General features: G+C 70.7%; 17 protein-coding genes. 5 read left to right on the top strand and 12 right to left on the bottom strand.

Annotation, left to right across the window (positions count from 1 at the left end; all coding sequences use genetic code 11):
* Positions 1 to 67: 67 nt before the first annotated feature.
* A complete protein-coding gene (locus NFX31_RS01915) occupies positions 68 to 1,039 on the bottom strand; it encodes an AAA family ATPase (protein WP_045249638.1) in 972 nt (323 codons plus the stop codon).
* Between the two features lie 64 nt (positions 1,040 to 1,103).
* Positions 1,104 to 7,196 carry an Ig-like domain-containing protein gene (locus NFX31_RS01910; RefSeq protein WP_262956600.1) on the bottom strand — a complete coding sequence of 2,031 codons (6,093 nt, stop codon included), beginning with the start codon at positions 7,194 to 7,196 and terminating at the stop codon, positions 1,104 to 1,106.
* A 182-nt stretch (positions 7,197 to 7,378) separates the two neighbouring features.
* Here NFX31_RS01910 and NFX31_RS01905 point away from each other — a divergent pair, with 182 nt between their 5' ends.
* The gene (locus NFX31_RS01905; protein ID WP_045249637.1) at positions 7,379 to 7,933 is read left to right on the top strand and encodes a hypothetical protein; all 555 of its coding nucleotides are present in this window, start codon (positions 7,379 to 7,381) and stop codon (positions 7,931 to 7,933) included.
* 15 nt (positions 7,934 to 7,948) lie between these two features.
* On the opposite strand, the gene NFX31_RS01900 is transcribed toward NFX31_RS01905, so the two are convergent.
* From NFX31_RS01900 to recQ, 4 genes are all read right to left on the bottom strand, one after another.
* On the bottom strand, positions 7,949 to 8,518 hold the full coding sequence (locus tag NFX31_RS01900; protein WP_262956599.1) for a DNA-3-methyladenine glycosylase I: 570 nt from the start codon (positions 8,516 to 8,518) through the stop codon (positions 7,949 to 7,951).
* Between the two features lie 83 nt (positions 8,519 to 8,601).
* Positions 8,602 to 9,348, bottom strand: a complete 747-nt coding sequence (locus NFX31_RS01895; protein ID WP_262956597.1) for a DUF3592 domain-containing protein — start codon at positions 9,346 to 9,348, stop codon at positions 8,602 to 8,604.
* A gap of 65 nt (positions 9,349 to 9,413) precedes the next feature.
* Positions 9,414 to 11,477, bottom strand: a complete 2,064-nt coding sequence (locus NFX31_RS01890) for an acyl-CoA dehydrogenase family protein (protein ID WP_045249635.1) — start codon at positions 11,475 to 11,477, stop codon at positions 9,414 to 9,416.
* A gap of 175 nt (positions 11,478 to 11,652) precedes the next feature.
* Positions 11,653 to 13,695: a DNA helicase RecQ gene (gene recQ / locus NFX31_RS01885; protein ID WP_262956595.1), complete on the bottom strand. Its 2,043-nt coding sequence runs from the start codon at positions 13,693 to 13,695 to the stop codon at positions 11,653 to 11,655.
* A gap of 115 nt (positions 13,696 to 13,810) precedes the next feature.
* On the opposite strand from recQ, the gene NFX31_RS01880 reads away from it, so the two are divergent.
* The 4 genes from NFX31_RS01880 to NFX31_RS01865 all read left to right on the top strand — a co-directional run bounded on the left by NFX31_RS01880 (position 13,811) and on the right by NFX31_RS01865 (position 18,412).
* Positions 13,811 to 14,128, top strand: coding sequence for a GNAT family N-acetyltransferase (locus NFX31_RS01880; protein ID WP_045249633.1), 318 nt, complete (start codon positions 13,811 to 13,813; stop codon positions 14,126 to 14,128).
* Positions 14,125 to 15,066 carry a pirin family protein gene (locus NFX31_RS01875; RefSeq protein WP_262956593.1) on the top strand — a complete coding sequence of 314 codons (942 nt, stop codon included), beginning with the start codon at positions 14,125 to 14,127 and terminating at the stop codon, positions 15,064 to 15,066. The genes NFX31_RS01880 and NFX31_RS01875 overlap by 4 nt, the downstream gene beginning before the upstream one ends.
* A gap of 98 nt (positions 15,067 to 15,164) precedes the next feature.
* Positions 15,165 to 15,710 carry an ECF transporter S component gene (locus NFX31_RS01870; protein ID WP_045249631.1) on the top strand — a complete coding sequence of 182 codons (546 nt, stop codon included), beginning with the start codon at positions 15,165 to 15,167 and terminating at the stop codon, positions 15,708 to 15,710.
* Between the two features lie 74 nt (positions 15,711 to 15,784).
* Complete coding sequence (locus NFX31_RS01865) at positions 15,785 to 18,412, top strand: ATP-binding cassette domain-containing protein (RefSeq protein ID WP_262956591.1); 2,628 nt, start codon at positions 15,785 to 15,787, stop codon at positions 18,410 to 18,412.
* A 193-nt stretch (positions 18,413 to 18,605) separates the two neighbouring features.
* Here NFX31_RS01865 and NFX31_RS01860 read toward each other — a convergent pair whose 3' ends face one another.
* The 6 genes from NFX31_RS01860 to NFX31_RS01835 all read right to left on the bottom strand — a co-directional run bounded on the left by NFX31_RS01860 (position 18,606) and on the right by NFX31_RS01835 (position 22,906).
* Positions 18,606 to 19,370: an ABC transporter permease gene (locus NFX31_RS01860; protein WP_045249630.1), complete on the bottom strand. Its 765-nt coding sequence runs from the start codon at positions 19,368 to 19,370 to the stop codon at positions 18,606 to 18,608.
* A complete protein-coding gene (locus NFX31_RS01855) occupies positions 19,367 to 20,182 on the bottom strand; it encodes an ABC transporter ATP-binding protein (protein WP_262956588.1) in 816 nt (271 codons plus the stop codon). The genes NFX31_RS01860 and NFX31_RS01855 overlap by 4 nt, the downstream gene beginning before the upstream one ends.
* Before the next feature lie 2 nt (positions 20,183 to 20,184).
* Positions 20,185 to 20,550 (bottom strand): DUF1048 domain-containing protein, encoded by a 366-nt coding sequence (locus tag NFX31_RS01850; protein WP_091737479.1) that lies wholly within the window; start codon positions 20,548 to 20,550, stop codon positions 20,185 to 20,187.
* A gap of 1 nt (position 20,551) precedes the next feature.
* Complete coding sequence (locus tag NFX31_RS01845) at positions 20,552 to 20,908, bottom strand: PadR family transcriptional regulator (RefSeq protein WP_045249627.1); 357 nt, start codon at positions 20,906 to 20,908, stop codon at positions 20,552 to 20,554.
* Positions 20,909 to 21,132: 224 nt separating this feature from the next.
* Positions 21,133 to 21,582 carry a hypothetical protein gene (locus tag NFX31_RS01840; protein WP_091477565.1) on the bottom strand — a complete coding sequence of 150 codons (450 nt, stop codon included), beginning with the start codon at positions 21,580 to 21,582 and terminating at the stop codon, positions 21,133 to 21,135.
* A gap of 160 nt (positions 21,583 to 21,742) precedes the next feature.
* Positions 21,743 to 22,906: an acyl-CoA dehydrogenase family protein gene (locus NFX31_RS01835; RefSeq protein ID WP_045249625.1), complete on the bottom strand. Its 1,164-nt coding sequence runs from the start codon at positions 22,904 to 22,906 to the stop codon at positions 21,743 to 21,745.
* Positions 22,907 to 22,946: the final 40 nt, after the last annotated feature.

Here is a 22,946-nt window from a genome sequence, read left to right as displayed (position 1 = left end):
GACCTGAGCCTGTCGAAGGGACCTGGTCTGGTGGGGGCCCCCTTCGACAGGCTCAGGGACCGGCCGCTCAGGCGGCGGCGCGCGCCTGGGGGGCGGCGACCTTGTCGACGACCCGCGCGATCACGGTCTCGGCGGTGGTGCCGGCGAACTCGGCCTCGGGGTCGAGCAGCAGGCGGTGCAGCCACACCGGGCGGGCGAGCGCCTTCACGTCGTCCGGCAGCACATAGTGGCGGCCGTGTGCTGCGGCCCACACCTTGGCGATGCGCACCATCGCGAGCGCGCCGCGCACGGAGACGCCGAGGCGGATCGCGGTGTCCTCGCGGGTCGCCTCGACGAGCTCGGCGATGTAGCGCAGCACGGCCGGCTCCACATGCACGGCGGCGGCGAGGTCGGCCATGTCGGCGACGGCGCTGGTCGTGATCACGGGGCTCAGCTTCGCCGACGGGTTGCGCTCCGCGGCACCCGCGAGGATCGTCGCCGTGACGTCGAGGTCGGGGTAGCCGATCGAGGTCTTGATGAGGAAGCGATCGAGCTGCGCCTCGGGCAGCTTGTAGGTGCCGGCCTGCTCGATCGGGTTCTGCGTCGCGATCACGAGGAACGGACGGCCGGCCTCGTGGGCGACCCCGTCCACCGTCACGCGCGACTCCTCCATGACCTCCAGCAGCGCCGACTGCGTCTTCGGCGAGGCGCGGTTGATCTCGTCGGCGAGCACGATCGAGGCGAACACCGGACCGCGGTGGAACTCGAACGTGTGCGTGTTCTGGTCGTAGATCGTGACGCCGGTCACGTCCGACGGCAGCAGGTCGGGCGTGAACTGGATCCGCGTGCTCGTGCCCTGCACGGTCGCGGCGAGCGCCTTCGCGAGGCTCGTCTTGCCCGTCCCCGGGGCGTCCTCTAGGAGCACGTGCCCCTCGGCCAGCATCGAGGCGAGCACGAGACTCACCACGTCGCGCTTGCCCTGCAGGGCGCGATCGACATTGTCGGCCAGGCGGCTGAAGGTGCCCTGGAACCAGGTGGCCTGTTCGGGGGTCATCGTCATGTCTGTGTGCTCCTCTGAGCTCGGGGTGTGTGTCTGGGGAGGGCCGGCCGCGGTGAGACCGCGGCTAGCCTCTCGGCCAGAAGTTCTTCTCGGTGTCCACGGATCCGCCCCATCCGATGATGTCGATCCAGACGTCCACGCCGTCGCGGCCCTTCCAGCAGCCGAGCTGCTGGGATCCCGCGCCGTTGAAGTTGATCCGGTAGCTGGCGGATCCGATCTGCCCGTCGACGCTGGAGTGGCAGGTCACGCTGTACGTGCCGATGCCGAGGTTCTGCCAGTTCACGACGAAGTAGCGGCAGCCGTTGACGCAGCCGCTGCCGGCGGCGCCGCCCTCGGTCACCCACACGCGCGGCGGCGGCGGGCTGTCGGTCTTGGCCTGGTCCGATGCGACGTTCGATTGCTGCGGGATGCTCGTGAACGCCTGCGCCCTGATCGAGTGGGTCTGGTCGTAGCCGTTGCCGACCGTCCGGGAGCCGCTGTCTGCCACCGACTCCCAGCCGCCGCCGTCGACGCTGATCTTCATCGTCACCGGACGTCCGTTCGGCGCGGGGGCGTTCCAGGACAACGTGATGCTCTGGCCGTTGTTCCTGGCGTTGACCGTGGGGTCCCCGATCGGCCCGTACGGCCGGAGGCTGCCCCGGGAGCCGGCGGCACCCGGCTGCGACTCCTGGCCCCCGACGACCGAGTAGGCGCGCACCGACACCGTGTAGGTGCCGTTGTTGGCGGCGGGGATGTTGTGTCCGTCCCAGTCGCGGTTCCAGCCGCTGCCGGTCGAATACTCGTAGCGGATCTCGGAACCGCTCGCACCGTTGGCGTCCGCGAGCGAGTACTCGACGTAGATGTTGTTGTTCCCCTCGTCGGCTCTCGTGATCGTCGTGGCGCCCGGCTGCCCGAAGGCGCGCTGCGCGTTCGAGACGGCGGACCATGCACCGGCGCCCGCCTTGTTGTTGCCACGCACCTGGAAGGTGTAGTCCGAGGTCGAGTTGCCGACGGTCACGGCCTGGCTGAGCGTGCTGCCCGGGATCCCGCTGATCGTGCGCACGACGGATCCGCCCTGCATCACCTGCAGGTCGTAGCTCGAGATCGCGTCGCCGTTCGCGCCGGCCGCCGTCCACGTCACGTTCATCTGCGACTGGCTTCCCACCGAGGGCGCGCTCTGCGCCTGCGGGGTCCCCGGCGCCGTCGGCGGACCGGCGGGGATCTCCGACGCCGACCAGCCCGACCAGCTCGACGGCTCGGGGGCGCGGTTCACCGCCTGCACGCGCACCTGGTAGTTCGCGCCGTTCTCCAGCCCGTCCCACTTGAGCGAGTTGCCGGTGACGCCCGTCTTGGTCGCGACGCCGCTCGGCGGGGCGGGCGAGATCTCCAGGTTGTAGGAGGACACCGGGGATCCGGGGGTCGTCGGCGTCGTCCACGACACGGCCAGGGACTTGTCGCCGAACTTCAGGGTCGGCGGGTTCGGGGTGTCCGGACGCGCGTCGGGCCGCGCGACGGCCGACGTCGGCGACGGCTTGCCCTCGCCCACCCGGTTCGTGGCGGTCACCGCGAAGGTGTACTCGACGTTGTTGGTCAGCCCGTCCAGGGTGCACGTCGTCGACGTGCACGGCTTGGTGTAGCTGCCGCCGCTCGTCGCGCGCACCGTGTAGCCCGTGATCTCGGCGCCGTTGTTCGACGGCGGGCTCCAGTTCAGCACCACGGTGCGGTCCTGCACGCTGGTCACCTGCGGAGCGCCCGGCGCATCCGGCACGCCCTGGACGGTGACGACGATGCGCCCGTCGACCTCACGGTCGGGATCCTTCGTCGCGTCCTGGATCCGGTACGACGCCACGATCTGACCGACGAACTTGGCGGACGGGGTGATCACGATCTTGTCGCCCTGCACCGAGGCGCCGTCGGCGTCGCCGGTCTGCACGTCGACGGAGCGGATCTTCAGCGGCTTGTCCGGGAACGGGTTGACGTCGTTCTGCAGCACCGGGATCGTGACGGACTTGCCCTGATCCGCCTGCGGCACGGTGTCCTCGTTGGCGACGGCGAGCGGTCGCGTGGACGCGGCGACCGTCACGGCGACGGTGCCGGACACCGGGTCGGTCTTGCCGTCGGTGATGCTCAGCTGCACCGTGGAGCCCGACCCCTTCGGCGTCGACGGATCCGCCTCCACCCTCAGGGTCGAGCCGTCCAGGCTCGCCTTGATGCCGTTCTCGGGCTGACCGGTGATCTTGTAGCTGATCTTCTTCGCGTCCCCCGGATCGGGGTCCTTCGTGAGGGCGGCGAGGTCGACCTTCTGCGCCTCCTCGCCGGGGGCGACCGACACCTGCGCGTTCGTGAACGCCGGCGGCTGGTTGTCCGGCGGCAGCACCGTGATCGGCAGGCTCAGCGTGGACTTGCGCCCCTTGGGGTCGTCGGGCCCGGTGCCGTCCGTCACCTCGAAGGTGAGCGCGTCGTCGCCGAAGTAGCCCTGCTTGGAGGTGTAGACGAGCGTGTGCTCGTCCTTCAGCAGCGGCGCGCCGTTGCTGTTCACCGCGCTGACCTTGCCCGCCTCGGTGATGCGCACCTCGCCGCCGCCGGCCACGGCCACGTACTTCGAGAGCGGGAGGTCGATCGTCTCGCCGCTCTTGACCTCGACCGGCTTGGTCGAGCGCAGCGTCGGGGCGAGCTCCGAGAGCGCCGGGACGAAGATGAACGCCGAGGCGGTCTGGTCGTCCTGATCCGTGACCGAGTACTGCACCAGCTGGCGCTTGTCGGTCACGGTGACTTGGATCTTCCGGTCGGGCATCACCTTCGCGGTGGGATCCGAGACGCTCAGCTTGAGCGCGTCGACCGTGCCGTCCGGATCCTCGTCGTTGTCCAGCACCGGCACCTCGACCTGCAGGCTCTCGCCCTTGACGTCGGAGGCCTGGATGCGGTCATCGCGCGCGATCGGCGCGACGAGGGGCACGTCCTCGGCGACCGTGATCTGCACCGGCGCCGTGGCCGTGGCGCCGCGCGAGTCGGAGACGGTGTACTGCACCGACGTCTGCAGCGGGCGGTTCGGCGCGGTGATGAGCACCCGGTCGCCCGACACGGTCGCCTTGAGGCCGTCCACCCCCGGCGGCACCTCGATGCCGTTCTTGACCAGGCCGATCGTGTCGCCGTCGGGATCCGAGTCGTTCGTCAGGACCGCGACGGCCACGGTGCGGCCCGGCCGCATCACGATCGAGTCCTTGACCGCGTAGGGCGCCTGGTTGATGTTCGCTCCCGGGGCGATGCCGACGCGGACGGTCGCGGTCGCCTCCTTGCCGAGGCGGTCGCGCACCTTGTAGGTGAAGGTGTCGATGCCGCTCGTCTTGGCGAACGCGTCGTAGGTCAGGTAGTTCGAGCCGATCTCGGTGACGTGCCCCTGCTTCGGGGCGGAGTCGAGCCCCACCAGCTCGACCGAGTCGCCCTCGGCGTCGAGCCCGTCCAGCGGCACGGGGATCCGCACGCTCGTGCCGCTCAGCGCGCGCACCGTGATGTCGTGCGGCCGCGGCGCCGTGTTGGTCTTCTCATCGACCGGCAGGATCTGGATCGTGATGTATCCGGCCGCCTTCTGGCCGTTCGAGTCCACGGCCTCGTAGGTCGCGTAGACCGTGCGCGGCGTGTCGCCCGCCCGGAAGCGCACGGTGTCCTGCGAGACGAAAGCCTCGCCGAACTTGGGGTCCACCAGCGGCTCCACGAGCTTCGGCGCGACGTGCAGGGTCGTGCCCGGCGCATGCTTGTCGTTCGCGAGCACGGGGATCGTCACCACGTCGCCCGCGCGCACCACCGCGGTGTCGTCGTTCGCGGTCGGCGGGTCGAGCTTCGCGGGCGCGGGGATCGGGATCACGATCACATCGCCGTCGGCCGTCTTGGAGCCGTTGGAGATGCGATAGCTGATCCGCACCTCCTTGTCGAGGTTGCCCTGGTCGGTGATGCGCAGGGTCTCGTGATTCAGCACCGACACGGCCACGCCGCTGTGCGGCGGCACCGTCACGGACTGCACGACGAGGATCCCGCCGGCGGGGTCGATGTCGTTGTTCAGCACGCCGGCGAGCACGTCGCCGCCGCTGGGCAGCAGCGCGACGTCGCGCACCGCGATCGGCGGCGCCGCCTCGGCCGTCTTGTCCAGCACGTCGACGCGCACGAGGCCCGGCACGGCGTTCGGCCCGGCGCTGACGAGATACTGCATGTAATAGGTGCCCGGCACCTGCGACTGGAAGGTGAAGGTGCCCTCGGCGAAGTTCGGGGTGATCACGGCGCCCGGCGTCTCGTCGACCCGCGTCAGGCGCAGCTGCTCCTTGCCCGAGCTGGAATCGTTCAGCAGCGGGGTGGCCGTGACCTGCTCGCCGGCGCGCGTGACGTAGTGATCGGCGTTCGTCTTGGGCTCCGTGGTTCCCGCGGGACGCAGGTCCAGGCGGATCGTGCCGCTGGTGAGCTCGCCCATCGCATCGGCGACCTGGATCCGGATCTCCTTGCGTCCGGGCAGGCTCGCCACCGCGCGATAGGTGAGCTGGCCGTCCGGCGTGAAGTCGACCTGGTCGCCGGGGGCCGCCTCGACGTCCTTGAGGTACACGTCGTCGCCGTCGGGGTCGATCCAGTCGGGCAGCGCGTTGTACGTCACGGTGCCGCCGGCCTCGACGAGGAGCGCGGGCGTGCGCCGCTGCTTCGGCGGCGCGTTCACGCTCCAGTCGTGCACGCTGACCGTCGCGGTCGCGATCGCCTTGCCGCCTCGGCCGTCGTCGGCCTGGTACTGGAACGACGCGGAGCCGGTGGCGTCCTCCGGGACCGCGATCTGCAGGGCGCCGCCGTTGTTGATCGGCTGCACCTCCCCGATCGAGGGCTGCTGCTGGGCGAGCGAGGCGACGAGCACGTCGCCGTCGGCGTCCGTGTCGTTGTCGAGCACGGGCAGCATCGTGGTGCGTCCTGGACGCACGCCGAACTCGTCGTCGTGTGCGACGGGCGCCGTGTTCTCCGGCGTGCGCTTGGGCAGCGTGGTCTCGACCTGGTCGTCGGTGGTCTCGTCCTGCTTCTCGGTGTCGCCCTCCGGCGGGACGATGTCCTGCCAGTTGTCGACGCGCTGCAGGTTGTCGGTGGCCATCCAGGCGGCGCCGCTCGCGGTGTCGTTCAGCACCACCACGTCGCGGTTCACGCGGAAGACGAGGGTGGAGCTGCTCTCGGCGCCCTCGATCGAGGTCTTGAGGTCGTTGCCCGAGCCGACGCAGTCCCGGAGGAACTTCGCCGATCCGCCCCAGGCGGCGTAGGTGCAGCCGTTCAGGAACACGGGCGCCGCGGGCGCCCCGGTCCCGCCCGGATCCTGCACCGACGGCGCGGATCCGTCCAGCGGCACGGAGATCAGGGCGTCCGCGGTGGCGAGCACCGCGGACGTGCTCTCGGCGGACGGCTGCTGCAGCACGGCGGCGTCGAGGCTCTTCACGTCCGCACCGTCGAGCGCGGTGCGGTGGCCGGCGGCGAACACGGTCTTGGCCTCGGCGTCGAGCACGACGGGGGTGCTGCCGACGACCGTGATCGTGGGCTTGGCCTTCGCGGCGAGCTCGATCTTCTCGGTGGACGGGGATTGCGGCTCGCCCTGCTCGTCCACGTGCACGGTCACGATGCTCTGGTCCTTGGCGGAGACGGCGTAGACGGTCCCGTCCTTGCCGACCGCGACGTCGGCGTCCTTGCCGAGGGTGGCGGTCGGCTTCGTGCTCGCCGCCTTGAAGCCGCTCAGCGACGACGCCGGACGCACCCAGAGCTTGCCCTCGGGGTCGAGGATCGCGACCGTGGTGCCGCCGAGCGCCGACTTCGCCCCGCCGGGCACGAGCACGGCGTCGCTGAGCACCACCCGCGCGGGGTCGACACTGGTCAGCGTGGAGGCGGAGCGGTCGGTGACGAGCACGGTGCCGCCCGACTGGAGGACGTCGTAGTTCTCCCCGCCGGTGCGCAGCCCGCCGTCCAGCACGCGGGACTCGTTGTTGAAGTGCCCGACGAGGAGGCTCGAGGTCTTCGTCAGCCAGACGCCGCCGTCGTGCAGATCCACTTCCGCGGTCGGGTTGCCCTCGTAGGCGAACGCCATTCCGGTGACGGCGAGAGCCGCCGCGGTCACTCCGGCGACCGAGGCGAGGGTCTTCGGACGCATCCGCAGCCAGGCGAACGACTTCAGCACGAATTTCCCCCCGAAAGTGCGATACAGCCGTCCCATGAGCAATTGTCAGGGGACTGTAAGAGTGTAAACCGCGAGTCTGGGAGCCGCGATGGGGAGGACTACCCATCCATCCTTCGATCGATTTCGCCTTCCGAGGCCCGGATCCGGGCTCCGGGCATAGGCCCGCGACGTACGCTCGGAGCATGTTCCTCGACCCTGTCCTCCGGCGTGCGGAGCCGCTGCTGCTGCGCGTGGACCGCATCGCCGGCGGCCGGAACGCGCACGAGAAGATCGTCGAGTCCGACCGCGACCATGAGCGCACCGTCCGCGCTTTCCGTTGGGTGTTCTGGCTGCTCGCGCTCGAGCTCGTGATCGGCGTCGCCGCGGTCGTGGTGGCCGTCGTGATCGCCGTGCAGGCGGGGTCGATGGCCGCCGTGCCGTTCGCCGTGTGGATGCGGGCGCTCATCGTGCTCGCGATGACGGCCACGCTCTTCTACTTCGCCTGGCGCGCCGCCCTCGGCTGGCGCTGGGCGTATCAGCGGCTGCGGCTGTTCGCCCAGATCTTCCCCGTGATCACGCTCGTGATGGCGGCGATCCCCGGGCTCTACCCGGCGTGGATGGTGACCGAGCAGATCGTGTTCAGCCTGATCATGATCGGCGTCGCCGACTTCCTCACCAGCGACCACATGCGCCGGGTGTTCCGCAAGCCCGAGGCGGCAGCGGACCCCGGCTCCTCAGCAGCAGATCCCGCGTCCTGACCCGGCCCGCGGATCTCATGCCGCGCGCCAGCACCCCTCGAGGTGGTCGTCGACCATGCCGGCGGATTGCATGAGCGCGTACATCGTCGTCGGGCCGACGAAGCGGAATCCCCGCTTGCGCAGAGCCTTGCTCATGGCCTCCGACTCGGCGGTCACCGCGGGGACCTCGGACATGGTCCGCGGGCGCGCACCGCGGACCGCGGCAGGGGCGAACGACCACATCAGCGCGTCGAGCTCGCCGTCGGCCATCTCCCGCACGAGCGCGGCGTTGCCGATGGTCGCCTCGATCTTCGCCCGGTTGCGGATGATGCCCGGATCCGCCATGAGCCGCGCGATGTCGTCCTCGCCGAACTCCGCCACGACCTCCGGATCGAACCCCGCGAACACCTCCCGGAACCGCGGACGCTTGCGCAGGATGGTGATCCAGCTGAGGCCCGCCTGGAAGCCCTCGAGCGACATCTTCTCGAAGAGCGCGCGATCCCCGTGCAGAGGCCTTCCCCATTCCTCATCGTGATACCGGCGGTACTCCGGGTCGTCGCCGGCCCAGGAGCAGCGCACGCGGTCGTCGGAGGCAGGCGTCGTCATGACGACCAGGCTAGGCGAGACCGTCGACATACGGCTCGATCCCGATCCCACACCGGTCGCCGCGCAGACCGGCCGACGACGTCTCACCCGCGCCGACGGATCACCAGCAGGTCCTCGTTCGACGGATCCTGACGGTCGTACCAGATGTCGACCTCCTCGCCGATCACGATCGGGCTGTCGCGATGCACGGTCGCCGTCCGGGTGACGTAGCGCTCCGTGCCAGAGGCGTCGCGGAACGCGTAGGACACCCCGGTGACGATCCACGTCGCCGAGCCCTCGTCATCGTCGAACTCCATGTTCCCCGGATTCGTCACCGTTCCCGTCACCGGGGGCGTGCTGCGCACCAGCGCCCTGCGCGCGGCATCGCGACGCACCCGGGTCCGACGGAAGACCGCCCCCAGCACCAGGAGGGCGAGCGCGGCGACGCCCAGCCCGACGGTGACCGCATCGATGGCCGGCTCCTGCAGGATGCGCGGCGGCGGCGCCGCGACCGCGTGTCCGGTCGCCGCACCGAGCAGGGCGATGCCGACGGCGGTCGCCCAGCCGGGCAGGCGCGGGTTCCGGGAGGCTCCCGCGACCCATCCGCCGAGGGCCACCAGGAGCGGGAAGCTCGCGATGATCGTCGCCGCCGTGGCCGGTTCGTCCTGCTCACCGGGCGCGTCGGAGAATCCCGTGGCGGCACCGCGGGTGAGCCCCCAGCCGACCACGACGGCCGCACCGGCCAGGACCACGCCCCACAGGACCAGTCGCAGGACCATCGCGGGCGTCACCGCGTTCGTCTCCCAGGACCGAGGCCCTGGCGCCGTGACGTCCGGATCGATCAGGCTCATGCGCCGATCCCATCACACTCGCGGTGCGGCTGTCTTCCCGCGTTCGCCGCGCGCCGCGGGGTGCGCTACAGCTGGCGCGCCTTCTTCAGCGCCTTCTCGTCGACCGGCGCCTCACCCGAGGCCTTGAGGGCGGCGTAGTACGCACGGGCCTCGTCCTGGCGCATCTGCTCCGCACCCGAGGCGAGCGGAGCGCGCACGTGCTCGGGCTCGTAGCCGAACGCGTTCACGAGGTCGAGCGCGTGCGGCCGCAGACGGGCGCAGAGGCGGTCGATGTAGCGCGAGACCGAGGCCGCGCGCTGCGTCGACAGGCGCCCGTTGATCAGGTACCACGCGAGGTGCTTCTCGATGAGCTGCAGGCCGAACAGGTCGCGCAGCCAGGTCAGCACCGTCCGGCTCTGCTCGTCCTCGATGCGGCCGAGGGCGTCGGTGAACGCCTCCCACTGCAGCAGCTCGCCGTGCGCGCGCGCCGCCTCGATGAGCTCGGCCTGGTTCTCGTTGAACAGCTTCTCGCCGAGCACCTTGTCCTTGCCCGCCGCACGCAGGCGTCCCGCGATGTCCGCCACCATCTGCTGCACGCGGTCGGTGAGCAGCTCGTGCTGCTGCTCGGCGCGCAGGCCGTTCTCGACCGACCGCGCCGTGGATCCGAGATCCGCGACCGCCTGGCCGAACTGACGCAGCCCGGCGCCGTGGAAGACCTTGCCCGCCGTCTGCCCCACGGCGTACTTCGCGAGCGTCTTGGCGTCCGCCCCCTTGAACTGCCGGGCGAAGTCGGTCAGCAGCCGCTTGCCGACGAGCTGCAGCAGGATGTTGTTGTCGCCCTCGAAGGTGGCGTAGATGTCGAGGTCGGCGCGGAGGCCGACGAAGCGGTTCTCGAACATGAACCCGGCGCCGCCGCACGCCTCGCGGCACTCCTGCAGCGTGTCCAGGGCGTGCCAGGTCGACAGCGGCTTGAGGGCCGCGGCGAGGGTCTCCAGGTCCTCCCGGTCGTCCGGGGTGTCCGTGCGCCCGGAGAAGACGCCGTCGAACTTCTGCAGGAACTCGTCGTGAGCGAACAGCTGGGCGTACGTGGTGGCCAGGCGCGGCAGCAGCCGGCGCTGGTGCTTGCCGTAGTCGAGCAGCGTGGTCTCCTCGCCGCTCGCGCCGTTGAACTGGCGGCGCTGCGTGGCGTAGGTGATCGCGATGAAGAGGCCGAGCGCCGAGGCCCACGACGCCGCACCGTCGAGCGAGACGCGGCCCTGCACCAGCGTGCCGAGCATCGTGAAGAAGCGGCGGCCGGGGCTGTCGATCGCACTCGAGTAGGTGCCGTCGGGCGCGACGTCGCCGTACCGGTTGAGCAGGTTCGTGCGGGGCACGCGCACGTGATCGAAGCTGAGCCGTCCGTTGTCGATGCCGTTCAGGCCGCCCTTGAGGCCGTCGTCCTCGCGGCCGACGCCGGGGAGGTCGATGCCGTCCTCGCCGCGGAGCGGGACGTAGAAGCAGTGCACGCCGTGGTTCACGCCGTTCGTGATGAGCTGCGCGAACACCGTCGCCGCCACGCCGTGCAGTGCCGCGTTGCCGAGGTACTCCTTGGTCGCCGCGCGGAACGGCGTGTTGATGACGAACTCCTCGGTCTCCGGATCGTAGGTCGCGGTGGTCCCGATCGAGGCGACGTCGGAGCCGTGCCCGATCTCGGTCATCGCGAACGCGCCGGGGATCTCCAGGCTCATGATCCCCGGCAGCCAGCGGTCGTGGTGCTCCGCGGTGCCGAGCTGCAGCACGGCGGATCCGAAGAGTCCCCACTGCACGCCCGACTTGATCTGCAGGCTCGGGTCGGCCGCCACGAGCTCCTCGAAGCCGGCGATGTTCGCGCCGTTGTTCTCCTCGCCGCCGAGGCGCTTCGGGAACGCCCGGTGCACGGCCTTGTTCTGCACGAGCAGGTGCATCTGGCTCAGCACGCGCTCTCGGTGCTCGTCCTTGCCGAGGGAGTCGTCGCGCCAGAACGCCGGATCCTTGATCATCTCGCGGGCCTCACGACGGGTGCCCGCCCAGGTGCCGAGCAGCAGCTCTCCGACGGCGTCGACATCGATGTGCGTCGCGGAGTCGTCCGGGGTGCTGTTCGCGGTGTTCGTGCGAAGGGCGGCGTCGACCATGAGGATCCTCTCGTGAGGTTTCTTGGGATGCCTTCATGGTAGGTCTGGCACAACGGGGAGCGAAGCGGGCTGTGCGGATCCGCCAATCCATCCCGGCGACGAGGATCCGGCCGATTGTCGCCTCCCCACAGGACGCCCCGTCGGGCGCCTCGAGCGCGACCGGTGACGCGGGCGCTCAGCCCTCGGCCGCGATGACCTCGAGCACGGCCTCGCCGTACGCCTCGCGCTTCTTCTCCCCGATGCCGCTGATGCCGACCAGGTCCTCGGCACGGGCGGGACGATGCTCGGCGAGCGCACGCAGGGTCGCATCCCCGAACACGACGTACGCGGGCACCCCCTGCTCCCGGGCGGTCTGCGCCCGCCAGGTGCGCAGCGCCTCGAACAGCGTCCGGTCGCCCTCGGCGAGCGCGTCGGCGGCGCTCCGCTTGGTCGCGCGCGACCCGGACGCCCCGGCACGGGTGACCACGTCGTGGCGCAGCTTGACCGGCGTGGTGCCGGCGAGCACGCCGCCGCTCGCCTCGCTCACGGCCAGGGTGCCGTACTCGCCCTGCGCCTGCATGAGCCCCTGGGCCAGCAGCTGCCGCACGACCGAGCGCCATTGCGCGTCGGTGAGGTCGGATCCGATCCCGTAGGTCGCGAGCTCGTCGTGCTGGAACTTGCGGATCTTCTCGGTGGACGCGCCGCGGAGGATGTCGATGAGGTGTCCGGCGCCGAACGACTGGCGCCGCTCGCGCTGCAGGCGCACGATCGTGGAGAGCAGCTTCTGCGCGGGGACGAGGCCGTCCCAGCTGTCCGGCGGCGTGAGGCAGGTGTCGCAGTTGCCGCACGGCTCGGAGGCCTGGCCGAAGTAGCCGAGGAGGTTCTGCCGGCGGCAGTCGACCGTCTCGCACAGCGCCAGCATCGCGTCCAGGTGCTGGTTCTGGCGCTGCTTGATCACCCGGTCGCCGTCGCCCTGCTGGATGAAGCGGCGCTGCTGCACCACGTCGCCGAGCCCGTACGCCATCCACACGACCGAAGGCTCTCCGTCGCGGCCCGCGCGACCGGTCTCCTGGTAGTAGCCCTCGACCGACTTCGGCAGGTCGACGTGCGCGACGAAGCGCACGTCGGGCTTGTCGATCCCCATCCCGAAGGCGATGGTGGCGACGACGACCACGCCGTCGTCCCGGAGGAACCGCGACTGGTGCGCCGCACGCGTCGCGGCGTCGAGCCCCGCGTGGTACGGGATCGCGTCGAGCCCCTGCGCGCGGAGGAATTCCGCGGTCTGCTCCACCGAGGAGCGGCTGAGCGCGTAGACGATGCCCGCGGATCCGGCGGGCTGGCTACGGATGAAGGCGACGAGCTGCTTGCGGACGTCGATCTTCGGATCGATCCGGTACTGGATGTTCGGCCGGTCGAAGCTGGCCACGAAGTGCTTCGCGCTCGGCAGCTGCAGGCGCTCGGTGATCTCGCGGTGCGTCTCGCGGGTGGCGGTGGCCGTGAGCGCGATGCGCGGAACCCCCGGGAACCGCTCGGCGAGACCGCCCAGGGCGAGGTAGTCGGGACGGAAGTCGTGTCCCCACTGGGACACGCAGTGCGCCTCGTCGATCGCGATGACGCTGAGCGCTCCGCGCTGCAGGAGCTGCAGGGTCTGCGCGTTCGAGAGGCGCTCCGGCGCGACGTAGACGAGATCGAGGTCGCCCGCGAGATAGGCCCGCTCGACCTCGGCCCGTTCGGCCGCGCTCTGCGTGGAGTTGAGGTAGGCGGCGCGCACGCCGTTGGCGCGCAGCGCGTCGACCTGGTCGTGCATGAGGGCGATCAGCGGGCTGACCACCAGGCCCGTGCCCTCGCGCACCAGCGCGGGGATCTGGTAGCAGAGGCTCTTGCCGCCGCCGGTCGGCATGAGCACGACGGCGTCGCCGCCGTCGACGACCTGATCGATGATCGCCGCCTGGTCGCCGCGGAACGCGTCGTATCCGTAGACGGTGCGCAGCGCTTCGAGCGGAGTGGCGAACCGGCTCGGCGCCGACGTCGCCGGCTCCGAGGACGGGCGCCGCGCGGCGGGCGGCGCGAAGCTGCCCTGCGGGACGGCCCCCGGAGATCCGGCCCACTCCCCCTCCTCGGGCGGAGGTGCGGCGTCCCAGGGCTCGTCGGCGTACGGGAGGTCGGCGTACGGGTCGTCGAGCGGCGCATCGGACCACGGCAGATCCGCATAGGGGTCTCGCGGATCGTTCTGGGGCATGCCTCCAGGGTAACCAGGTGCGCCGACACCTCGGGCGGCTGTCCACAGGCGCGACCCGGGGTGCGCCGCCGGGCGTAGGTTGGACGCGAACCGCCGCACTGCACGAAGGAGCGTCATGCCCGAGACCGCCGTGACCCTGAACGAGGCCGAGTCCCGCTACGAGATCACCAGCGACGGCGCCCTCGCCGGGTTCGCCGAGTTCCAGCGCCGACCGGGGATGATCCTGTTCGTGCACACCGAGGTGGATCCGGAATTCCAGGGTCAGGGGCTCGCCTCGAAGCTCGCGGCCGGAGCGCTCGCGGACGCGGTCGCGTCGGGCGACACGATCGTGCCCTACTGCCCGTACATCAACAAGTACCTGCGCACGCACGAGGTCCCGGGGGCGAAGGTGCGCTTCCCCTCCGCGCCCGCCGCGGCGGAGAGCGCGGAATGACCCTGCACGGGCCGCGCGCGGTCGTGCTGGAGGCGCGCGAGGTGCCCCTCGGCGGCGTGCGCGCGATGAACGTGATGCGCTCCCTGCCGAGCAAGGACGTGCCGACGATCGGCGCCTGGTGCTTCCTCGACCGGTTCGGCCCGGCGGACGTGCGCATGCGCGTGGAGCCGCATCCGCACATCGGCCTGCAGACCGTGACCTGGCCGCTCGTGGGGGAGATCCGTCACCGCGACACCCTCGACAGCGACGTCGTGCTGCGTCGCGGACAGCTGAACCTCATGACGGCCGGGAACGGCATCGCGCACTCGGAGTACTCCGTGGGCGAGGAGGCGGGCCCGCTCGACGCCCTGCAGCTCTGGGTGGTGCTGCCCGACGGCGCGGCCACCGGATCCCCTGGTTTCGAGCAGCACCTGTCGCTGCCCGGGCTCGCACTGTCGGCAGAGCGGGGATCCGACGCCGACGTCACCGTCGTCATGGGGACGTACGCCGGGGTCGCCTCGCCGGCGACCGCCTACACGCCGATCGTCGGTGCGGAGATCCGCCTCGAGCCCGGATCGCGCGTCGCCCTGCCGCTCGACCCCGCCTGGGAGCACGGTCTCGTGCTCGTCGACGGCGACGCCCGGGTGTCCGCCGCCGACCTCGACGAGACGGCCCTCTCCGCCGATGACGTGCTGTTCCTGGGCGATTCCCGCCAGAGCGCGATCGTGGCCAGCGACGGCGGCGCACTCCTCTTCCTCCTCGGCGGCGAGCCGTTCGAGCAGGATCTCGTGATGTGGTGGAACTTCGCCGCGCGCAGCCACGACGAGATCGCCCTGGCACGCGAGGACTGGGAGGCCGGATCCGACCGGTTCGGCCATGTCGTCGGCCACGGCGACGAGCGGGTGCCGGCACCGCCCATCCCCCCGGTGCAGCTCATGCCGAGGCGCCGCCGCATCTGACCGCTCCCGGCGGTGACAGGCTCGCGCCGCACGAGACCGCCGCGTCGGGCACATCCGCACGAGACCGCCGCGTCGGGGGCCGCCGGTACGCTGGACGGGTGCCCGCCGTCCGCTCCCCGCTGCCTACGCGGATCCTGCTCGTCTGCGCCGCCATCGGGGTCGCCACGGGACTGCTCGGCGCTGCCGCGGGCTGGGTGACGATCCCCGTGATCGCGGGCGCGCCCTTCGCCTACGGCCTGGTGCTGGGCTCGCACGTGCTGCCGGGGATCATCGCGCAGGAGGTGCTGCGCCGCCCCCTGGTCGCACTGCTCACGCACGTGCTCGCCGCCCTCGTCGCGAGCGCCTTCAACCCCATCTGGTTCCCGCGGTTCCTCGGCACCGCCCTGCTGTTCGGCCTGATCCAGGAGGGCGTCGCGGCCCTCACCCGGTACCGGTCGTGGGGAGCGTGGCGGTTCTTCGTCTCTGCGGCGATCATCGGCGTGATCATCGCGGTCGTGGTGTTCTTCGCGGTCGACCTCGAGAAGCTGCCCCTCTGGGCGCGGATCGTGTACCTGCCGCTCGCGGTGCTCGGCCCGATCGCCTGGACGGCCATCGGCCTGCGGATCGGGATCTCGCTGCGCCGCGCCGGCGTCGCCCCGCACTGACCGCGGAGCCAAGGACGGCCCCCGGGACCTCCGGGTTAGGCTTGCCTAAGCTGTCGCCTTCGAAACGGAACCCCATGCCCGCCGTCCCGCTCCTGCGCGTGCGCGATCTCACGATCACGCATCGCGGCGCGGGCGCCCCCGCCGTGCGCGACCTCTCGTTCGACGTGCACGCCGGCGAGGTCGTGCTGCTGCTCGGCCCCTCCGGCTCCGGCAAGTCCACGCTCGCCCTCGCGCTGGCCGGGCTGATCCCGCACTCCCTCGAGGCCGAGGTCACCGGCACGGTCGCGATCGGCGGCCACGACACGGCGACCACCCCGGCCGCCGTGCTGAGCCGGCAGGTCAGCACCGTGTTCCAGGATCCGGATGCACAGATCGTCACCGGATCCGTGCTCGACGAGGCCGCGTTCGCCCTGGAGAACCTGTGCCTGCCGGTCGGCGAGGTGCTGGCCCGTGCAGAGCAGGCGCTGCGCGCGATGGGCCTGTGGGCGCGGCGCGAGGAGAACCCGGATCGCCTGTCCGGAGGCGGGAAGCAGCGCCTGGCGATCGCGGCCGCGCTCGCCACCGCCGCCCCCGTGCTCATCCTCGACGAGCCCACCGCCAACCTCGACCCCCAGGGCACCGCCGAGGTGCACGCCGCACTCGCCGGCATCGCCGCCCCCGAGCGCGCGATCGTCCTCGTGGAGCACGACCTCGACGGCGCCGTCCCGCTCGCGACCCGCGCGATCGTGCTGGACGACACCGGACGGCTGGCCTTCGACGGCCCAGCCGCGGAGCTCCTGCACGAGCATGCCGACGCCCTCGTGGCCCTGGGCGTGCGGCTGCCGACCGCGACACTCGCCGCTCGACGGCTGAACGAGCGGATCCCCGAGCTCGCTGCGGATCCGCTCCCCCTCCCGCTCACGCCCGCGGAGCTCGCCGCGTCGCTGTCCCGTTTCCAGGAGCGATGTTCGACGGACTTCCGCCCCGATCCGGACCGACTTCGCCCCCCGGACGCGGAGACCCGCCCTCCGGCTGCGATCATCACGGCGCGCGGGCTCGACCTGGCGCGCGGGGGCGTCCCGGTGCTGCGCGGCATCGACCTCGACATCGCGCCCGCGTCGATCACCGCAGTGATCGGCCCGAACGGCGCGGGCAAGACGACCCTGGTGCAGGCGCTGGCAGGCGTCATCCCACCGCCCCGAGGGCGCGTGCTCGTCGACGACGTCGATCCGGCGACCGCGTCGCCCCGGGTGATGGCGAGCCACCTGGGGTTCGTGTTCCAGAACCCGGAGCACCAGTTCGTCGCGCACACCGTGTTCGACGAGCTCGCGCACGGCCTCCGGCTGCGCCGCACCCCGCCGGAGGAGATCGCGGTGCGGGTGGCGGCGATGCTCGACCGGTTCGGCCTCGCAGACAAGGCCGACACGCACCCGTATCTGCTGTCCGGCGGCGAGAAGCGCCGGCTCTCGGTGGGCACCGCCCTGATCGCCCGGCCCCGGATCCTCGTGCTGGACGAGCCGACCTTCGGACAGGATCTGCGGCGCACCGACGAGCTGCTGGCCCTGTTCCGCGAGCTGCGCGCCGACGGCACCACGATCCTGCTCGTGACCCACGACCTCGACCTCGTCGTGCGGCACACGACGCACGCGGTGCTCGTCGACGACGGCGCCGTCGTCGCCTCCGGCCCCACGCAGGCGCTCGTCCGCGACGGACGGATCCCGCTCCCGGCGGCCTACGCGGCCGTGCCGCCGCCCCTGCGAGGCCTGCTCGCCGACGAGCCGCCCTCTCCGGCATCTCCCCCGGCCGACCCTTCGGCGTCTCCCTTGATGCCCCCTTCGGCGCCTCCCCGGAATACGACGCAGGAGAATCCGGCTCCTTCGCGGCCACAGCACGCGGACACGGGGGTTTCTCCTGCGTTGCATCCTGAGGGCGCGGGATCTGCGACGGGAGCGGCGGATCCGGCGGGGGCCTGGCTGCACGGACTGAACCCGCTCGCGAAGCTCGGGGCCGTGGTGCCCGCCCTGGTCGTGCTGCTGTTCGTGCGCGACATCGCGACGCCCGCCGCGTTCCTGGCGCTCGCGTACGGCGTGGTCCTCACCGGGGCGCGGCTGAGCCGCCGGGCTTGGGCCGTGCTCCTGCTGGGGGTGCCGGCCGGGGTGCTCGTGCTCACGGCCGCGATGGCGTTGTGGACGGATCCAAGTCAGGTCTCCGCGTCACCGGCCGCGCTGCGGATCGGGGACTGGACGCTGTACACGGGCGCACTCGAGGCAGGGCTCGCCACGGGTCTTCGGCTCGCCGCGATCCTCGGCCTCAGCCTGATCCCGGGGCTGACCACCGTCGGCGCGGACGTGGCGCGCTCCGCGGTGCAGCAGTTGCGTGTGCCGTACCGGATCGGCTACACCGCCCTCGCGGCGTACCGGTTCGTGCCGCGCTTCGGCTACGAGCTCGGCGTGATCCGTGCGGCGCACCGGGTGCGCGGCACGCACGGAGGGCGGGGCCCGTTCGCCCGCCTCGCGCGCGGCTGGGGCTACATCGTGCCACTGCTGGCGAGCGCGATCCGGCATGCCGAGCGCGTGGCGCTGGCGATGGACGGACGCGCCTTCGGCGCCTACCCCGGCCGCACCGAGCGGCACGAAGTCCCTTTCCGCACCCGCGACGTCGTCTTCATCGTCCTGATGCTCGCCGCCTCCGCCGCGATACTCATCGTCACCTGGCGGTCATAGCCGACTTCGAAGCGCGCAATTGGCTGCATCCCTCGGGGAGATCGGGTCAGATGCGCGCTTCGAAACGGGACAAGCCGCGGCCTGGGGCCGAACCGCCTCGAACCGCCTCCGGGCGCACGGGGCGCCGAAGGCGGTTCGATCCGGTTCGGAGGATCCGGTTGCCGAGCCTATTCGCATGAGCGGAGCGGCTCGATCAGCTGATCTTCTTCCGGTAGATGGCGATCGCGGCGATGTACGCGACGACCAGGATCCCGACCATCCAGGCGAGCGCGATCCAGATGCTCGATCCCACCGGCGTGCCGGCGAACAGGGCGCGGATCGTGTTCACGATCGAGGTGACCGGCTGGTTCTCGGCGAACCAGGCCACGGGTCCGGGCATCGAGGACGTCGGGACGAACGCCGAGCTGATGAACGGCAGGAAGATCAGCGGGTAGCTGAAGGCGCTCGCGCCGTCCACGGTCTTGGCGCTGAGCCCGGCGATCACCGCGAGCCAGGTGAGGGACAGGGTGAACAGGATGAGGATCCCCGCCACCGCCAGCCACGCTCCGACCGAGGCTCCGGTGCGGAACCCCATGGCGAACGCGACCCCGACCACGATCGCGACCGAGACGATGTTCGCGACCACCGAGGTGAGCACGTGCGCCCACAGCACGCTCGAACGTGCGATGGGCATCGACTGGAACCGCTCGAAGATCCCGCCCTGCAGGTCGAGGAACAGCCGGTACGAGGTGTAGGCGATGCCCGAGGCGATCGTGATCAGCAGGATGCCCGGGAGCATGTAGTTGATGTACGACTCGTCGGATCCGGTGTGGATCGCGCCGCCGAGCACGTAGACGAACAGCAGCATGAGGGCGATCGGGGTCACCGCGGTGGTGATGATCGTGTCGGGGCTGCGCAGGATGTGCTTGAGCGATCGGCCCGTCAGGGTGCCGGTGTCGCTGAGGACGTGACTGGTCATTTCGATGCCTCCTTCTGGTTCACGGGGCGTGCCTCCGTGGTGTCGCCGGTCGCGTACGGGCCGACCAGGGCGAGGAAGACCTCCTCGAGGGTGGGCTGCTTCTCGACGTACTCGACGGTCGTCTGGGGCAGCAGCTTCTTGAGCTCTTCGAGGGTGCCGTTCTGGATGATGGTGCCCTCGTGCAGGATCGCGATCCGGTCGGCCAGCTGCTCCGCCTCATCGAGATACTGCGTGGTCAGCAGCACGGTCGTGCCGCCGTCAGCGAGCTCCTTCACGGTGTCCCAGACCTCGATCCGCGCCTGCGGGTCGAGACCGGTCGTCGGCTCGTCGAGGAAGATGATCGGCGGGTTGCCGATCAGGCTCATCGCGATGTCGAGGCGCCGGCGCATGCCGCCGGAATAGGTGCCCGCCCGGCGCCCGCCCGCGTCGGTGAGCGAGAACCGGGCGAGCAGGGCGTCGGCGACGGATCCGGGATCCTTCAGGTGACGGAGCTTCGCGACGAGCACGAGGTTCTCGCGTCCGCTGAGGACCTCGTCGACGGCGGCGAACTGCCCCGTGAGGCTGATCGACTCGCGCACGTCGTTCGGCGCGGCGGCGACGTCGTGGCCCTGCACGGTGGCGGTGCCGCCGTCGGCCTTGAGCAGCGTGGAGAGGATGCGCACCAGGGTGGTCTTGCCTGCGCCGTTCGAGCCGAGCAGGGCGAAGATGCTGCCCCGCTCGACCTCGAAGTCGACGCCGCGGAGCACCTGCAGGTCCTTGAACGCCTTGGTGACGCCCTGCACGCGGATCGCGGGGGCGAGGGTGGTGGCCATGATCACTTCTCCTTCCGGGCGGCGTCGTCGACCGCCTTGTTGAGGCGGGTGCGCTCCTTGTCGAGCCACACCTTGCCGTTGTAGGCGCGGGCGAACGTCTCTGCGAACTCGGACGGGTCGTCGCCCACGATGTCGCGCACCGGCGTGCCGTCGGCCGCCGCGCGCTCCCAGAGATCGGCGAGGTCGGTGAGCATCGTGACCATGACATCGCCGTCGACGATGCCGCCGGCGACCATCAGGTAGCGGTCCGTGGCCTTGGCGACCGTGCCGTAGGGCTCGGGAAGGGCCTCGATGCGGGCCTTGTACTGCCGGTACTGCTTCTTCTGCTCGAGGGACCCGGTGAGGGCTTCGATCCACTTGGCGGCCATGTCAGGCTCCTTCATTCGTGTCGGTCGTGCTGCTGTCGGTGTGGCGGAGCTGTTCGATGTGCTCTGCGAGGAAGCTCCACGTCCTCCAGAACTCGGCGAGCTGATCCCGCCCCTGGCTGTTGAGGGAGTACACCTTGCGCGGCGGCCCCTTCTCGGAGGGGACCTTCTCCACGTCCACGAGGCCCCTCTGCTCGATGCGCACCAGCAGCGCGTAGACCGTGCCCTCCGCGATGTCGGAGAACCCTCCGTCCCGCAGCCGCGTGGTGATCTCGTATCCGTAGGCCGATCGCTCGGCCAGGATCGCCAGGACGATCCCTTCGAGAGTGCCCTTGAGCATCTCGGTCATCTGACTCGCCATCGCGATCGCCTCCTTCTTCTACTCAGTGATGTTGACTACCGGTAGACAGTAACACTGAGTACCGGTACATAGCAACACTGAATAGCGATCTTTTTTTCCCGCTCCCGCGGGCACCCTCAGGACGACGACGAACACCCCGGATCCGAGGATCCGGGGTGGCACCGTCGCACGATCAGGTCGACACGAAGGCGGCGAGCGCACGATGCGCGCGATGCGCGCGATCGTCAGGCTCCGTCGACGGCGCGGAGCAGCCGCGCACCGTCCTCGTGGAGCAGAAGCTGCGCGCGCAGGGGGAGACCGAGAGACGACGCCTGCCGCCGCATCGCCCTGGCCCAGAGCCGGACCTCGTCGCCTTCGCCGCCCACCGTCTCATCGCCGACGCGCTCCCACACGAGCACGACGGCCGCGTTGCCGGTGAGCTCGCGGAGCATCTCGATCCGATGCGCGAGCACCTGCGCCTGCGTGACGTCGTCGACATCCTCGATCGAGACCGGGTCGAGCGGGTCGGACGGGTAGTCGGCCATCGGCATGAGCGGATCCCCGAGCCGCCCGCGGCCGTCGAGGAAGAGCAGCCACAGCCGTCGCTGGCCCGCGCGGTGGAGCAGCAGCTCCACCGCGTCGCGGAGGTCGTCGTCTTCCGTGAGCGCCTGATCGCGCAGAGTCTCTGGATTCATGCGGGCCAGCCTGACGCCCGGGCAGGGCCCGCGGTCCGCAGAGCACGCAACCGGTGCACACCTGTGCAGGATCCGCGATTGTGGAGACCGCTCGATCGATCGACGACGAACGCCCCCGGATCCGTGGATCCAGGGGCGTTCGAGAAGGTGCGTCGGGCGCTCAGCGCTTGCCGGCGATCTGCCGACCGACCAGGTCGCGCATGATCTCGTTCGTGCCGCCGTAGATGCGGTGCACGCGGGCGTCGGTGAAGGCCTTGGCGATCGGGTACTCCATGATGTAGCCGTAGCCGCCGTGCAGCTGCACACCCGTGTCGAGCACCTCCCACTCGCGCTCGGTCGTCCAGAACTTGACCTTCGCGGCATCCTCGGCCGACAGCTTGCTGTCCTTGTAGGCGAGCAGCGCGCGGTCGACGTACGCCCACATCACCTCGGTCGTGGTGACCATGTCGGCGAGGCGGAAGCGCGTGTTCTGGAAGTCGGCGATGCGCTCGCCGAACGCCTCGCGATCCTTGGTGTAGGCGATGGTCCACTTCGTCGCCGCCTCGGCCGCGGCCGCCGCGGCCACGCCGATCGAGAGGCGCTCGAGAGGAAGGTTCATCATCAGCTGGATGAAGCCCTGCCCCTCCTTGCCGCTGATCAGGTTCTCGTCGGGGATGAACACGTCGGTGAAGCTCAGCTCCGCCGTGTCCCAGCCGTGGAAGCCCATCTTGCTGAGCTTCTTGCCCTGGTCGAAGCCCTCCATGCCCTTCTCGACGATCAGCAGGCTGAAGGCGTCGGGGCGGTTGCCCTCGCCGGTCTTGACGAACGTGACGACGATGTCGGCCGTGGTCCCGGAGGAGATGAAGGTCTTGGCTCCGTTGAGGATGTACCCGCCGTCGACCTTCTTCGCATTGGTCTTGATGCCGCGCAGATCGGAGCCCGCGCCGGGATCGGTCATCGCGAGCGCACCGAGCACCTCGCCCGTCGCCATGCGGGGCAGCCACTTCGCCTTCTGCTCCGGCGTGCCCATGTGCACGAGATACGGCACGGCCAGGTCGTCCTGGATCCCGAACGCGCCGGCCAGCGACCCGGCTCCGGCCGCGATGACCTCCTCCATCACGATCGTGCGGAAGCGGTAGTCCTGAAGCATCCCGGCGCCGCCGAACTCCTCCGGCACGGAGAGCCCGATCAGGCCCGCCTCGCCGGCCGCGAGCATGGTCGCGCGGTCGATCTCGCCGGCCGCCTCCCAGCGCTCGATGGCCTCATTCGTGACGTGGCGACCGATGAACTCCTTGACGAGACCCCGGAAAGCCTCGTGATCCTCGTCGTAGATGTCGCGTTCCATCGCGCTCCTCCAGATCGTGTGTGCGTCTTCGCACTCGCGA

Origin of the sequence: Microbacterium azadirachtae (genome assembly GCF_025583665.1) — a bacterium.
In the GTDB taxonomy this organism is placed as follows: Bacteria; Actinomycetota; Actinomycetes; order Actinomycetales; family Microbacteriaceae; genus Microbacterium; species Microbacterium azadirachtae.
The sequence above is the reverse complement of the archived record's forward strand: the minus strand, read 5'-3'. Positions and strand labels throughout refer to the sequence as shown.